This is a genomic window from Aeromonas sobria (assembly GCF_050266975.1).
In the GTDB taxonomy this organism is placed as follows: domain Bacteria; phylum Pseudomonadota; class Gammaproteobacteria; order Enterobacterales; family Aeromonadaceae; genus Aeromonas; species Aeromonas sobria_B.
Window position 1 is genome coordinate 1 of sequence record NZ_JBKISU010000051.1, and the last position, 13,441, is coordinate 13,441.

Annotated in this window: 14 protein-coding genes and 4 tRNA genes; 5 read left to right on the forward strand and 13 right to left on the reverse strand. The window is 65.9% G+C overall.

All coding sequences use genetic code 11. The features are described 5' to 3' along the window. Nucleotides 1–14: 14 nt before the first annotated feature. From ACLHZ1_RS19655 to ACLHZ1_RS19690, 8 genes are all read right to left on the reverse strand, one after another. A tRNA-Met gene (locus tag ACLHZ1_RS19655) sits at nucleotides 15–91 on the reverse strand. Nucleotides 92–171: 80 nt separating this feature from the next. Beyond that, a tRNA-Met gene (locus tag ACLHZ1_RS19660) sits at nucleotides 172–248 on the reverse strand. A gap of 80 nt (nucleotides 249–328) precedes the next feature. Then, nucleotides 329–405, reverse strand: a tRNA-Met gene (locus ACLHZ1_RS19665). 94 nt (nucleotides 406–499) lie between these two features. Next, nucleotides 500–576: transfer RNA gene (locus ACLHZ1_RS19670), tRNA-Met, on the reverse strand. Nucleotides 577–792: 216 nt separating this feature from the next. Further along, nucleotides 793–1,518, reverse strand: coding sequence for a hypothetical protein (locus ACLHZ1_RS19675; RefSeq protein ID WP_427263427.1), 726 nt, complete (start codon nucleotides 1,516–1,518; stop codon nucleotides 793–795). Nucleotides 1,519–1,594: 76 nt separating this feature from the next. After that, nucleotides 1,595–3,232: an ATP-dependent endonuclease gene (locus ACLHZ1_RS19680; protein ID WP_427263428.1), complete on the reverse strand. Its 1,638-nt coding sequence runs from the start codon at nucleotides 3,230–3,232 to the stop codon at nucleotides 1,595–1,597. 79 nt (nucleotides 3,233–3,311) lie between these two features. Continuing rightward, nucleotides 3,312–3,434, reverse strand: a complete 123-nt coding sequence (locus ACLHZ1_RS19685) for a hypothetical protein (RefSeq protein ID WP_408795656.1) — start codon at nucleotides 3,432–3,434, stop codon at nucleotides 3,312–3,314. A gap of 62 nt (nucleotides 3,435–3,496) precedes the next feature. Continuing rightward, nucleotides 3,497–4,378 (reverse strand): helix-turn-helix domain-containing protein, encoded by an 882-nt coding sequence (locus tag ACLHZ1_RS19690; protein ID WP_427263429.1) that lies wholly within the window; start codon nucleotides 4,376–4,378, stop codon nucleotides 3,497–3,499. Nucleotides 4,379–4,627: 249 nt separating this feature from the next. Between ACLHZ1_RS19690 and ACLHZ1_RS19695 the strand changes: the two genes are divergently transcribed. Then, nucleotides 4,628–5,518 (forward strand): DMT family transporter, encoded by an 891-nt coding sequence (locus ACLHZ1_RS19695; RefSeq protein WP_408795737.1) that lies wholly within the window; start codon nucleotides 4,628–4,630, stop codon nucleotides 5,516–5,518. A gap of 66 nt (nucleotides 5,519–5,584) precedes the next feature. Continuing rightward, nucleotides 5,585–6,424 (forward strand): LysR family transcriptional regulator, encoded by an 840-nt coding sequence (locus ACLHZ1_RS19700; protein WP_427263430.1) that lies wholly within the window; start codon nucleotides 5,585–5,587, stop codon nucleotides 6,422–6,424. Between the two features lie 296 nt (nucleotides 6,425–6,720). Here ACLHZ1_RS19700 and ACLHZ1_RS19705 read toward each other — a convergent pair whose 3' ends face one another. Together ACLHZ1_RS19705 and ACLHZ1_RS19710 are read right to left on the reverse strand one after the other, a co-directional pair. Beyond that, a complete protein-coding gene (locus ACLHZ1_RS19705; protein WP_408795649.1) occupies nucleotides 6,721–7,500 on the reverse strand; it encodes a TSUP family transporter in 780 nt (259 codons plus the stop codon). Between the two features lie 188 nt (nucleotides 7,501–7,688). Continuing rightward, nucleotides 7,689–8,483, reverse strand: a complete 795-nt coding sequence (locus ACLHZ1_RS19710) for a tRNA-uridine aminocarboxypropyltransferase (protein ID WP_427263431.1) — start codon at nucleotides 8,481–8,483, stop codon at nucleotides 7,689–7,691. Between the two features lie 141 nt (nucleotides 8,484–8,624). Between ACLHZ1_RS19710 and ACLHZ1_RS19715 the strand changes: the two genes are divergently transcribed. Beyond that, entirely contained in the window at nucleotides 8,625–9,059 is a 435-nt protein-coding gene (locus tag ACLHZ1_RS19715) for a VOC family protein (protein WP_427263432.1), read from the forward strand. 76 nt (nucleotides 9,060–9,135) lie between these two features. Here the strand turns inward: ACLHZ1_RS19715 and ACLHZ1_RS19720 are convergent, their stop codons facing one another. Together ACLHZ1_RS19720 and ACLHZ1_RS19725 are read right to left on the reverse strand one after the other, a co-directional pair. After that, on the reverse strand, nucleotides 9,136–10,122 hold the full coding sequence (locus ACLHZ1_RS19720) for a D-alanine--D-alanine ligase (RefSeq protein WP_427263433.1): 987 nt from the start codon (nucleotides 10,120–10,122) through the stop codon (nucleotides 9,136–9,138). Nucleotides 10,123–10,309: 187 nt separating this feature from the next. After that, nucleotides 10,310–10,918, reverse strand: a complete 609-nt coding sequence (locus ACLHZ1_RS19725; protein WP_427263434.1) for a 2OG-Fe(II) oxygenase — start codon at nucleotides 10,916–10,918, stop codon at nucleotides 10,310–10,312. 213 nt (nucleotides 10,919–11,131) lie between these two features. Between ACLHZ1_RS19725 and ACLHZ1_RS19730 the strand changes: the two genes are divergently transcribed. Further along, a complete protein-coding gene (locus tag ACLHZ1_RS19730) occupies nucleotides 11,132–11,608 on the forward strand; it encodes a glutathione peroxidase (protein ID WP_427263435.1) in 477 nt (158 codons plus the stop codon). Between the two features lie 254 nt (nucleotides 11,609–11,862). Next, a complete protein-coding gene (locus ACLHZ1_RS19735) occupies nucleotides 11,863–13,257 on the forward strand; it encodes a DEAD/DEAH box helicase (protein WP_427263436.1) in 1,395 nt (464 codons plus the stop codon). A gap of 75 nt (nucleotides 13,258–13,332) precedes the next feature. Here ACLHZ1_RS19735 and ACLHZ1_RS19740 read toward each other — a convergent pair. Next, nucleotides 13,333–13,441 (reverse strand): IS3 family transposase (locus ACLHZ1_RS19740; RefSeq protein WP_427263437.1); only part of this gene is annotated, 109 nt, incomplete at its 5' end.

Consider the following 13,441-nt stretch of genomic DNA (forward strand, 5'->3'; position numbering starts at 1 on the left):
GGCAAGACTGTATGTGGTTGCGGGGGCTGGATTTGAACCAACGACCTTCGGGTTATGAGCCCGACGAGCTACCGAGCTGCTCCACCCCGCGTCCGAATTGTCCCGATCTGGCAGAGCAGTTGCCATCCCGGGTGCGCCTTCCTGTTCACGGCTGAACGGCAAGACTGTATGTGGTTGCGGGGGCTGGATTTGAACCAACGACCTTCGGGTTATGAGCCCGACGAGCTACCGAGCTGCTCCACCCCGCGTCCGAATTGTCCCGATCTGGCAGAGCAGTTGCCATCTTGGGTGCGCCTTGCTATTCACGGCTGAACAGCAAGACTGAATGTGGTTGCGGGGGCTGGATTTGAACCAACGACCTTCGGGTTATGAGCCCGACGAGCTACCGAGCTGCTCCACCCCGCGTCCGAATTGTGCCAACGAGACAGAGCAGTTGTCTGGTTGGGTACTGCCAGCATCAAGTTGCCATCGCCTTGCGATAATCATCTTGAATATCAGATGGTTGCGGGGGCCGGATTTGAACCGACGACCTTCGGGTTATGAGCCCGACGAGCTACCGGGCTGCTCCACCCCGCGTCTGAGGTCGCCAATAATAGGCGCCAGCGCAAATATTGCAAGCAAAAATCTTGATAAAGTTGAGTTTGTAGATTAATGCGGCGCTATCCGTCCCTTTTACCAGCAGGGCGATGGATTTTTATGCGATGAAACAATCCCTTGCCTTCTCTGCCCTGTCCATCCAGATGCAAGAAGGGCCCCACAGGGCCCTTCTTTGTACGCGATGAGGCTGCCGACTCACAGCACCAGTCGTTGCAGCGCGCCCGTGGCCGCGATCTCGGCGATCAGCAGGCCGCACAGGGTGACCGAGAGCACCACGGGCGCCGTCTCCTGTTGACGATAGAGGGGGCTGAACCAGAGCAGCAGGGCGGCGATCAGCAAACCGGCCTGGGTCAGGATCCAGGGCAGGAGATCTGCCAGCACGGCCTCACTTGGCGAGTGCACCAGTATCAAGGCGGCAAACCAGAGCAGGCTGGCCATGGCCGCCCCCAGTCCCGCCATAGGCAACAGGGTATTGAACGCCTGCAACCGATGGCGGGCGCGCAGCAACATCAAGTGGGCGAAGGCGGCGCCCAGCAGCACCATTTGCAGCAGGCCGCTCACCCAGCCGGTGCGCGTCAGCAAACTCACCCCATAGAGAGCCAGGGGCAAGGCCGGCAGCCAGAGCCAGTGGCCCGGGATGGCGCGTTTGCCCTCCAGCCGCGATTGCAGCAGGGAGACACCGATGCCGAGCACCAGGGCGGCGGCGCCGAGCCAGATCTGCCACTGGGGCGCCTTGGCCTCCACCGCCAGCATGACGGAAAGCCCGGTGATGACCCAGACCGAGAAGCTCTGCTGGGTGATGCGCGAGCGCTGACCCGGGCAAAGATCGCCACGCCAGAGCACCAGGGCCAGCCAGGCCAGGGCGCCGAGGGCCATCAGGCCGCTCAGGGGGTAGAGCCATAGGGGTAGTTGGGAAAACATGCACGCCTCCTGTGATAAAGGCGCCGAGTATACCCGCCCCGGGATCCAAACACCTAGCCCTGCCCCGGTGGCCGGCTCAGCCCTGCCCGCGCGCCTGGGCGACCACCCGCTTGAACATCTGGCGGATCACCAGGGGAATGTGCTCGCGCCCCAGCCGCTCCGCCTCCTCCACCACGGCCAGCGCCATGCCGGGCTTGCTGCGGTGATGGATAGCCTTGTTGATGATGCGACTGGCGCTCAGGGACGAGCGCCCCCCCACCCCGGCCTCGCGCCGGTACACGGCCTCGAAACCGTTGCGATAGAGGTAATGCTCGATGTCGGCGGCGGGCAGCTGGGTCAGCCGCTCCTGCTCGCGCTCCCCCTTGAGCAGGGAGCGGGCTGAGCTCGCGTACTTGGCGCCGGCCTCGTCGCCATCGGTGAGCAGATGCCACTCTATGCCAAAGTCCCGCGCCACCTTGATGAGGGGGGCATGACCGCACTGGGCGAACTCTATGATGCGCACCCCCTCGGCCCGCAGGCTGTAGCCGCAGATCTGGGCCAGCTCCGAGAGCAGCCAGATCTCCGTCTCCCCCTCCACCAGCAGCCAGCAGCGGGCGAACAGCGACATGGGGCGGTTGATGCGCACATGAAAGGCTATCTTGCGCAGATCCTCGCTGCTGTAACGCTCCCCGCCGAGCTGATGGCAGAGGATGTCCTGCTGGCGGCGCACCAGGCGACGCACCTGATTGAGGGGCAGGGAGGAAAGCAGATCCCCCGAGTTGGTGGTGAGCAGCTTCTGGCCCGGCAACTGCTCGAGCAGGCCCCAGGCCAGGGAGAGCATGGTGGGATGGAGCCGGCTCTCCGGATCCTCCAGTATCATGATGGGCCTGGCCCCCTGCTCCAGCTCCCGGTTGCCGCGGGCGTTGAGCAGGGCCCCGGCCATGCCGGCCATGGCCAGTTGCAGCGCCCGGTTGTCGGCGCCGCGCAGCAGGCTCTGCAGGTTGCCGGGATTGCGCAGCGTCATGGGCCGGTTGATGATCTCCCGCTGGCTGCGCGGCTTGTACTTGATGGGGGCCAGGGCCTTGAAGTAGTGATCCGTGAGCTGGCGCACGGCGCTGAGGGCTTCCTTGAGCTCCTCCTCGCCGATGCGCTGGGGCTCATCCCCCAGCTTGGTCATCAGCTCGTCGAGGCGATGCTCGCTCAGCTCCTGCCAGGGCACCGCCTCCTGACCGGTGCGGGCGCTGCGGGCATCCCGCAGCCGAAACACCGGGTTCATGGTGATGAGCAGGCCCACCAGGGGCTCGCTCGCCACCCCCTCCAGCACCTTGCCGATGCCGTCGAGAAAATCGTGACGGCTCTGCACAGTGCCATCCTCTTGCAGCTCGGCGCTGGCGCGGTAGTGGATGCGGTGAAACTTGTCCTTGTGGCCGATCCAGACCGGGGCCAGCCGGGCCAGGCGCTGGGAGCGCAGGCACATCTCCGGCCTGTGCTCGCTGAAGGTGAGCACCAGTTGCAGGCTGCTGGCGGGGGCCAGCTCGGGATCCTCCGGCCGGTGAAAATCATCGACGCCAAACTGATAGGGCTCCGCCTCCTGGCCCAGCAGGCACCAGAGCGCCCGCAGCAGGCTCGACTTGCCCCAGGCGTTCTCGCCGATGAGCACAGTGGTGTTGTCCAGGCTGAGGGAGAGGCGATTGATGCCGCGAAAGCCTTTTATCTCAATACGTTCCAGAAACATAGTGCCCCATGACAGCAGTAAACGACTGAGGTCATAGTGGCAAAATTGACGCCAACTTCCTATGGCGGGCGGGCAGATTTCAGCGGGAACTGTGAGGCACTGCGGGTTCGGGGGCACTGGGGACGGGGACAAACCAGCGGGGGGCGTTCCAGTGGCTGAACCAGAGGTGGCGGCTGCGGGCCTGACGTTTGCTTTGTTTCAAGGGAGCTCCTTGGCTTGGAGTGACGAGGTGAAATGCGCCCGTCGCGAGCGGGCGCATCCTCACTATCCCTGCCCATCATGACAGCCCGATGACAGCCGGCTGCGCCACTGTCCCGGGCTCAGCCCGAACTGGCCGCGAAAGCGGTTGCCAAGGTGCGCCGCCGACGAGAAGCCGCACTGGCTCGCCGCCTCTCCCAGGGTGGCCCCGGCCGCCAGCAGCGCCTTGGCCCGGCGCAGCCTCAGTCCCAGCAGGTAGCGGTGGGGGGAGGTGCCCAGGGTCTGGCTGAACATGCGGCTGAAGTGAAACTCGCTCAGGCTGGCCTCGGCCGCCAGCTCCCCCAGCAGCACAGGTTCGGCGAGGCGGGCGACCATGTAGTCATGGACTCGGCGGGCCACCGCCGGCGCCAGTCCCCCCTTGGGCAGCACCAGGGCGGGGGCCTCCCGGGTGTGGCGGGCGAAGGTGTGCAGCAGCAGGGCGTTGCACAGCTCCCCCAGGGCCAGCCGGTTGGCCTCCTCCTGCCAGTCGAGGCGGGCAAGCCGGTTGGCCAGGGTCATCAGCACGGCGTCGTCGATGAAGGTCTTGTCGTCGAGGGCGAGGTGGCGCCCCTCCCTGTCGCACCCCTCCTCGGCGATGCGCATCAGGTGAGCCGGGCTGAAGTAGAGGTGGAAGAAGCGAAACTCCTCGCGCACCAGCCACTCCGAACCGTGATGATCCGGCATCAGGCAGATCTTGCCCGCCCCGCCGTGGCCGCCGGGGCCGTCGAGGCGCTCGGTCTGCTCGCCCCCCTCCAGGTAGACGCTCAGGGTGTGGTGTCCTGGCCTGTGATAGCGGGTCTGATCGAAACAGTTGCGCCAGCTCGCCAGCCCGAGCCCGGGTTCGAGCCAGCGGCTCGCCTCCAGCCGCGCCCCCGTGCTTACCAGCGCCTCGAATACCCCTGCCGTCATCTCGCCTCCTCCATCTTGCCTCTCCCTTGCCGGGCGGCGATCCGCGCCGCCCTTATCCGGCAGACCCAGTGTCCGGCAGACCCAGTCTGCCCCCGGCCCGGGCCAGATGGCAGCAACCGCGCCGCCCCCAGGCAAAAAAACCGCAAGATCCTGTAACCCCGGGGGCGAGGGAGGCGGTCATGCTAGGACCATCGGGTGGCGAGTCGCTCCCGAGCACCCGCTTCTCTTTGTCGCTTCGAGGAACACATGATGAATCTGACGCTCTACCTCGCCACCGTGCTCATCTGGGGCAGCACCTGGATCGCCATCGCCTGGCAGCTCGGCCCCGTCCCTATCGAGGTCTCGGTGCTCTACCGCTTCGCCCTGGCGGCGCTGGCGCTGTTTGCCCTGCTCACGGTGAGCGGCAAGTTTCCCCGCCTGCCAAGGCAGGGCCAGGGCTATGCCGCCCTGCTGGGGGCCCTGCTCTTTTCCACCAACTTCCTCTGTTTCTATCATGCCACCCAATATATCCCGAGCGGCCTCTCGGCCGTGGTGTTCGCCTGCGCCAGCATCTTCAACGGCCTCAATCTCTGGCTGTTCGAGGGGCAAAAGCCGAGCCGCCAATGGTTGCACGGCTCCCTGATGGGGCTGGTCGGCACCCTGCTGCTGTTCTGGCCCTCCCTGGCCTCGAGCGAGCTGGGGGCCCAGGCCTGGAAGGGGCTCGCCTTGGCCTGCGCCGGTACCCTCTGCTTCTCCCTCGGCAACCTGGTCTCGGCCCGGGGCCAGCGCCGCGGCTTCACCGTGTTGCAGATGGTGCCCTGGGGCATGGTGTACGGGGTCGTGCTGCTGCTGGGTTGGGTGCAGCTGCTGGGGCAGGATCTGGTGTGGCCCCGAGACGGCCGCTACTGGGGCGCCCTCCTCTATCTGGCGCTGTTTGGTTCCGTCATCGCCTTCACCGCCTATCTGACCCTGGTGGGACGCATAGGGGCCAGCAAGGCGGCCTATGCCACCGTGCTCTTCCCCCTGGTGGCCCTGGGGCTCTCCACCCTGTTCGAGGGGTTTGTCTGGCAGCCCGTCTCCATGGTCGGCATGGCGGTCTGCCTGCTGGGCAACTTGGTGATCTTCGGCCTTCCCAAACGTCCTCGGCCACAAGCGGCCTAAGATCCTTGCCTCCCGCGCCGCGAGTCCCTAAGGTGGGGGCCACGGATCCGCGGGAGGCACCACATCATGTTACTGGAAGGGCTGGATACCCTGTTTCTGCTGGCGAGCGAGGGCACCATGGGCAAGGTGGCCAGCCGCCTCTATATCAGTCAGTCGGCGGTGAGCAAGCGCATCCATCAGCTGGAGCTGCGCCTTGGCAAGAAGCTGATCGAACCAGATGGGCGCCATACGAGGCTCACCCCCCAGGCCCACGAGTTGCTGGCGCGCCTCGGCCCCACCCTGGCCGAGATGAAGGGGCTGCTGGCGGACAGCCAGACCCTGACCGATGCCCATCCCCTGCCCATCGCCTGCTCGGAGACACTGCTGGCGGGCTATCTGGCCCCCTTCATGGCCGCCTATCTGCGCCAGGATCCCTACCTGCAGATCTCCACCCACCACACCCCGGTGATCCTGGCCCGGGTACGGGCCGGCGAGGCCCTGCTCGGCATCTGCGCCGGACGCCTGCCCCCGGGCCACGGCCTGTGCGCCGAGCTGCTGCGGGACGAACCCTTCTATCTGGTGGGGGATGAGACGCCGGCCGGGCCCGGGGCCAGCCTGCTCACCATGGATCTGGAGAACCCGGTCAACCGCTACCTGGTCGCGCCCCTGGCCGAACTCGGCCTGACGCCCCGCATGCAGCTCGACTCCTACCTGGCCCTGATCGAACTGGCCAAGGCGGGCATGGGGCCGGTGATGCTGCCCCAGGGGCTGCTGGCCCTGGTCGGCGAGCAGGGCCAGCGGGCCCGGCCCCTGCCCGGCATCAGCCGCCCGCTTCACCTTATCTATCGCCCCAGCAGCCTGAAACGGGAGCGGGCCACCAGGCTGGTTCAGGCCCTGCTGTATCACTTCGCCGCATTGGCGCCATGAGCCGCCCGCGCCACGCCATCCGTCGCCCCAGCAGCCTGAAGCGGGAGCGGGCCACCCGGCTGGTCCAGGCCCTGCTGTATCACTTCGCCGCATTGGCGCCATGAGCCAGCCCCTGAGCCGCCCGCGCCACGCCATCCGTCGCCCCAGCAGCCTGAAACGGGAACGGGCCACCCGGCTGGTTCAGGCCCTGCTGTATCACTTCGCCGCCCTGGCGCCATAAGCCAGCCCCTGAGCCGCTCCTGAGTCGGCTGCTGGCCGACCCAGGAGCGGGGACGGGTCGAGGGGCCGCGTCTCCCTCAGGGCAGCCAGGCAAACAGCTCGGGATACTGGCTCCACACCAGCTTGGCGGACATCAGCAGGGAGACGCTCACCAGCAGGGGCTTGATCAGCTTGACCCCCTTGGCCAGCACCAGCCGGGAGCCGACCCGGGCGCCGATGAACTGGCCCAGGGCCATGGCCAGGCCGACGCTCCACACCACCTTGCCGCCGAGGGCAAAGAACAGCAACGAGGCGATGTTGGAGGTGAAGTTCAGCAGCTTGGTGTGGGCCGTGGCCCGCGCCATGCCAAACCCGGCCAGGGCGACGAAGCCGATGGCGAAAAACGAACCCGTACCGGGGCCGAAGAAGCCGTCATAGAAACCGACCCCGCCCCCCACCAGCAGGGCGAAAGGCAAGGGAGAGAGCCTGCGCTGGCTCTCGGCATCGCTCACCCTGGGGGAGAAGTAGAAGTAGCAGGCGAACGCCATCAGCAGGAAGGGGAGCAGCCGCTCCAGGATGGCGGCGTCTATGGTCTGTACCGCCAGGGAGCCAAGCGCCGCGCCGATGAAGGTGCAGATCACCGCGGGCCAGATGATGGGCCACTCGATGAGCCCGCGACGGGCGTAGAACCAGGTGGCGGAGAAGGAGCCGAAACTGCTCTGCAACTTGTTGGTGCCGAGCACCAGGGCGGGGGGCATGCCGGTGGCCAGCAGGGCCGGCACCGTCAGCAGGCCGCCGCCACCGGCGATGGCGTCGATGAAACCGGCGATCAGGGCGACGCCGAACAGCAGGATCAGGGTGGTGAGCTCAAACTCCATTTATACCTCGGGCAGACAGGACAGTGCGGTGCCCCCGCCCCCGGAGGGGAAGGCAGGAGCCGGATGCGCCTATCCTAAGGGGGAGTCACTCATTCGCATAACGAAACAATGGCAGCCAATCAATTCCTGATTTTCATCATTCCCTTTTCTGCCATGGTCGGCCTAGCCATGGGTCACCCCGGCAGTCATCAGCCTGTCTGCGCCGACGGCTCCGCCTGGGTTGATTCCTCCTTTTCATCATTTCCCGCGCCACGGCAGAGGAAGGGGAGCAGCGCCCCTTGCAGGGCGGCCTCCTCCTCCCCCGGCCAACGGTTGACTCGCCCGGCCATGTAACGGCTGCTGAACAGGTTGAACCAGAGCTGCAACCCCAGGCCAGCCCGGGCCTCCCCCGCCACCTCCAGTACGCAGGCCGCCACCTCGGCGGTGCAGAGCTGATGCTCCCTGGGGGCCACCCGCATGCCGTAGGTGGAGAGGCTCTCGGGGCGCACCGCCAGCACCGGCAGGCCATCGAGATAAGGGCTCTTGTTGAACATCTTGCGCGCCTCGGGCCAGGTGCCATCCAGCAGGATGAAGAGGGGCTTCCGGCCACTGGCCGGGCTCACTCGCTCGGTCAGGCGCGCCGGCTCCTTCTCGCAGGCGGGGAACACCACATAGGGCTGCCAGGCGGGATCGGCCAGGAGCGCCAGCAACTCGGGATGGGGCTCGGTGCGGGACCAGAAATAGGCCCAGGTGTTGCGGGGCAGCACGTCGGCGATGAGGCGCCCGGTGTTGGAGGGCTTCATGGGTTCGCTGTCATACATCAGCAGGCAGAACCCCGCCTCGGCCTTGAGCTCGGGGCGCCAGTCACAGGCGCACCAGTCCCGACGCAGCTGGCAGGCCTCGCAGCGGGGCACGCTGCCGCCCCGGGCGAGGAAGGGGCGAGTGGAGACGCTCTTGCGCCACACCCGCAGGCGATTGACGGCGTGATCGGGGATTGGCTTCATGGGGACTCGGGACGGTTGGGCGCATTGGGGGCCGAGATTGTAGCGAGGGGGGCGCGAGGCGGCAAGGGCTCCCACCCGGAGTGCGCTCTCTATACTCAGGGACGCGGCCGCCCCCCAGCGGTCCCAGCACAGGAGCAGAAGATGACGGAACAACGCAATGAGGAGGCCAGGGCCCACGCCCTGGCCGAAGGATCCACCTTTACCTGGCACGAGCTCTACGTGGCCGACGGCGAGGCCGGCGTGCGCTTCTACGGCGAGGTGCTTGGCTGGGAGAGCCAGACCATGGAGATGGAAGGGGGCAGTTACCCCATGCTGGTGGCCAATGGCCGCCCCGTCGCCGGGGTGCAATCCACCCGGGGCAACCCCCAGATGGCGGACGTGCCGCCCCACTGGGCCATCTATGTCGCCGTGGATGACGTGGATGCCAGGCTGGCCAGGGTGACGGAGCACGGCGGCAGCATAGTGGTGCCCGCCATGGATATCCCCACCGTCGGGCGCATGGCGCTCATCGCCGACCCGCAGGGAGCGCACCTCTGGCTGTTCACTCCCTTTCCCGGGGAGTGCCAGCAAGCCTGAGGGCCGTGACGACAGCGCAAAACGACAGAGGGGCCCACAGGGCCCCTCGCTTGTTGATGTGCCGGATGGGCAAGCCTCAGACGGGGCGCAGGTTCTGCTCGAGGAAGGTCGCGAAGCTGTGACCGTGATGGGCCAGCAATTTCGGGAACATGGAGATAGAGGTCATGCCGGGGAAGGTATTGATCTCGTTGAGCAATATCTCTCCCTCTTCGGTCAGGAAGAAGTCGATGCGCGACAGATGGGTCAGTTTGAGCTGACGGAACGCCTTGAGGGAATAAGCCTGGATGGCGTCGGCCTGGGCCTGGGTCAGCCCTTCGGCACGCAGCGCAGTCTCGGTGTGGCTGGCCGCGCTGTATTTCTCCTCATAGGTGTAGAACTTGTCCTGGGGCACGCAGATCTCCCCGGGATAGGTGGCCACCAGCTCGTCTCCATACTGGTAGACCGCCACTTCCAGCTCGCGGGGCCTGACCGCCTTTTCGATCAATACCTGCTCGGAGTAACCGAAGGCATCCTTGATCCCCTGTACCAGCTCGGCCTCGTTGCTGGCGGCATAGCAGCCCACGGATGACCCTTGCGAGGCCGCCTTGATAAACACCTTGCCCCACTTGGCCAGTGCGGCTTTCGCATCGGCGAGCGCCTCATCCCCCTGCTCGGTCAAAAACAGATAGGGGGTGTTGGGGATGCCGATGGCACTGAGCCACAGCTTGGTGCTGATCTTGTTGAAGCAGATCTTGCTCGCCTCGGCATCGCAGCCGAGATAAGGCAGGCCCGCCAGCTCGAGGAAGGATTGCAGATCGCCGGTCTCACCCGGATAGCCGTGGATGCAGGGCACCACGTAATCGACCGGCCGGGCCACGCTGTCAAAGGAGAGCAGCTTGTCCAGCCCCAGCTTGCACTCGCGGCCGTCGGCACTGAGCCAGCGATCGGCAAACATCTCGACCCGGGTCACCTCGACCCCGGGCAGCAACCCGAGTTGTTGTTCGAGGAAATTGGCACTGCGCAGAGAGACTTCGTGCTCGGCGCCACCGCCGCCGCACAGCAGCAAGACATGCATCTTCTTCATTGATTGGGATCCCTTGGGAGAAGCGGCCCCGTCATCCTCGGTGGCGAACAGGAAACCAGCCACCGGACGTAAGCCAAGTGCGGCCAGTGTAGCAAGGGGGATCCCGCCTTGTCAGCTGATGGCAGGCCCCTTCCCCCACGGGGGCCCGAAAAAAGGGCCCCTGTGACAGATCTTTGCACAAGGGGCCTCAGCGCGGGGGATCGACCCGGCCCAGGCCGGTGCCATTGACCCGAAACCAGCCGGCGATGCTGTAACGCTCCTCCCGGGCAGGCAGCACCTCGTGGGGGAACTCCTCCGACAGAAACAGTACCAGGCGTCCCCCCAGCGGCGAGACATCCATCAGGTGCTGCTCGCCGTCGTCATAGACCCGCAGCAGGCCGCCGTCGGCGGGCTGCCAGCCCTGGTTGAGGTAGAACACAGAGGTGAGGCGACGGTTGGATCGCCCGGCGAAGGCATCCCTGTGGGTGGCGTAAAAGTCCCCGGGCAGGTAGCGGGCAAAATGGGCCTCATAGTCGAACAGCCCCAGCATCAGCAGGCGATTGGCGGCAACGCGCAGGGACTCCATGCGCGCCAGATAGTCCGCCACCGGGGCCCCCAGCTCGGCATCGAGCCAATGGATCTGATCCCGGCGAATGTCGGCATTGCCCTGATGCAGCCCCTCACGACCGATCCCGGCCGGTTGCCATGCCGCCGGCAGGCAGGCCCGCAGGGCCGTCACCTCATCGGGAGAGAGAAAATCATCCACTATCGCCCAGCCCCGGGCGTAGATGGCATCCATGACGGCATTGTGATCCAAGGCAGTGGCTCGAAAAGGGGTGGTGGCGCTTTTTATCTGCTTTCAGCAGGGCCCACAAACCGGATTGCAACTCGATACGAGCCCCAGCATCGATATTGCAGCGGCCTCCCCTTGCCCTGCCCTGCCGACTCGGCTAGCGTTGCCTCAAGGCCCTGCCGTTCATCGCCTGTCCCTTGTCACTCATCATCCATGACCCATCAAGAGCGAACCTCCATGACCCTGACCACACTGCACCTCACCCGCCTCGACGGCACCGAGTACCCCAACACCCTGCTGCAAGACAGGGTCATCCTGGTGGTCAACGTCGCCAGCCGCTGCGGCTTTACCCCCCAGTACACCGGCCTTGAGGCGCTTCATCGCGAGTTTGGTGAACAGGGACTGGTGATCCTGGGCTTCCCCTGCAACCAGTTTGGCGCCCAGGAGCCCGGGGATGCGGACGAGATCGCCCGCTTCTGCTCCCTGGACTACCCGGTCAGCTTCCCCATCATGGCCAAGTGCGAGGTCAACGGCCCCCAGGCCCACCCCCTCTACCGCTGGCTCAAGGCCGAGCAGCCGGGCTTGCTCGGCTCCGAAGCCATCAAGTGGAACTTCACCAAGTTTCTCATCAACCGTGAGGGAAAGGTGGTGGCCCGCTATGCCCCCCAGACCCGGCCCCAGGCCCTGGCCGCCGACATACAGGCCCTGCTCTGAGCCCCGCCTCTTCCCCTGCCCCGGCGCCTGTGGCCCCCTTGGGCGCCGGGCGCCGTGATGGCGGCTGCCCTTGGCCGTGATTTCTGCTATATTGTGCGCCCACACAGACCCGTGGCCCCAGGCCCAGGCCCTTTGTGTTTCTCGGTGGCTCATCTCACGGCGTCACCGTCATTGCCGTTTCTTCGGGGTGGATGGCGCACCGCGCCGATCGCACCCCTTGAGCCAAGGCTCAATGCCAGGAGTTTCTCTCGAACATGTCATTCAATGAACTGGGTCTGTCACCGCACATACTGCGGGCCGTCAAGGAGCTGGGTTACCAACAGCCCACCCCCATCCAGCAGCAAGCCATCCCGGCCATCCTGGCCGGTCAGGACGTGCTGGGCGGCGCCCAGACAGGCACAGGCAAAACGGCCGGTTTCACCCTGCCCATGTTGCACCGTCTGCTGGCCAACCATGGCCGTGGCGGCCGTCGCCAGGTGCGCGCCCTGGTGCTGACCCCGACCCGGGAGCTGGCCGCCCAGGTGGGCGAGAGCATCATCAAGTACGCCCACCACCTGCCGTTTCGCACCCTGATCGCCTACGGTGGCGTCAGCATCAAGCCCAACGTCGAGGCCATCAAGCTCGGGGTCGACATCCTGGTCGCCACCCCGGGCCGCCTGCTGGATCTCTTGACCCAGCGGGTACTGACCCTGACCGAGCTGGAAGTGCTGGTGCTGGATGAAGCGGATCGCATGCTCGACATGGGGTTCATCCACGACATTCGCCGCATCATGAAGGCGCTGCCGGACAGCCGCCAGACCCTGCTCTTCTCCGCCACCTTCTCAAATGACATCAAGGCGCTGGCGGACGATCTGCTCAGGGAGCCTACCCTGATCGAGGTGGACCCCAGCAACACCGCCGCCGATCAGGTGACCCAGCGCATCATCCAGGTCGATCGGGAACGCCGCCGCGAGCTGCTCTCCCACATGATCGGCCGTGGCAACTGGCAGCGGGTGCTGGTGTTCGTGCGCACCAAGCAGATCGCCGACCGCCTCGCCCAGCAGATGGAAAAAGATGGCCTCAATACCGTGGCCATCCACGGCGACAAGAGCCAGGGTGCCCGCAACCGGGCGCTGGCGGATTTTCGTGAGGGCAAGGTGCGGGTGCTGGTGGCGACCGACATCGCCGCTCGCGGCCTGGACATCGATCAGCTGCCCCACGTGATCAACTTCGAACTGCCCCAGCTGGCGGAGGATTACATCCACCGCATCGGCCGCACCGGCCGCGCCGGTCGTGGCGGCGAGGCCATCTCCCTGGTGAGCCAGGACGAGCTGGGCCAGCTCAAGGATATCGAAGCCCTGATCGGCCAATCCCTCACCGTGGAGATCCTGGACGGGTACGAGCCGAGCGGCAAGCCGAGCCGTCAGACCCTGCCCGGCAGCAAGCCGGTGCAAAACCCGCCCCGGGCCCGCGGCCATGCCAACGCCAAGCACAATGCCAAGTCGGCAAAAGGCAAGGCGGGGGCAGGCAAGTCCAGGGGGGACGGTGCCAAGAAAGCGGCGCCGGCGCGCCAGAAAGAGCGGGGCGGCGAAGATGCCGGTCTCACCCCCATGCGCCGGCTGCCCAAGGCCCAGCGGGACGACTATCAGGACAACTCCAACGAGGAGTGAGGCAGATAGCGGCCGACCCGACACAAAAAAACGCCCACGTCACACGAGTGAAGTGAGCCCCATTTATTGGACACATTAGTTGGCGGATGACATGGCCTGAGTTCGGTACTGTACCGGGCTCAGGCCGTTTAGTTTTGCTTTGATCCGCTCGTGGTTGTAGTAGTGGATGTATTCATCCACCGCC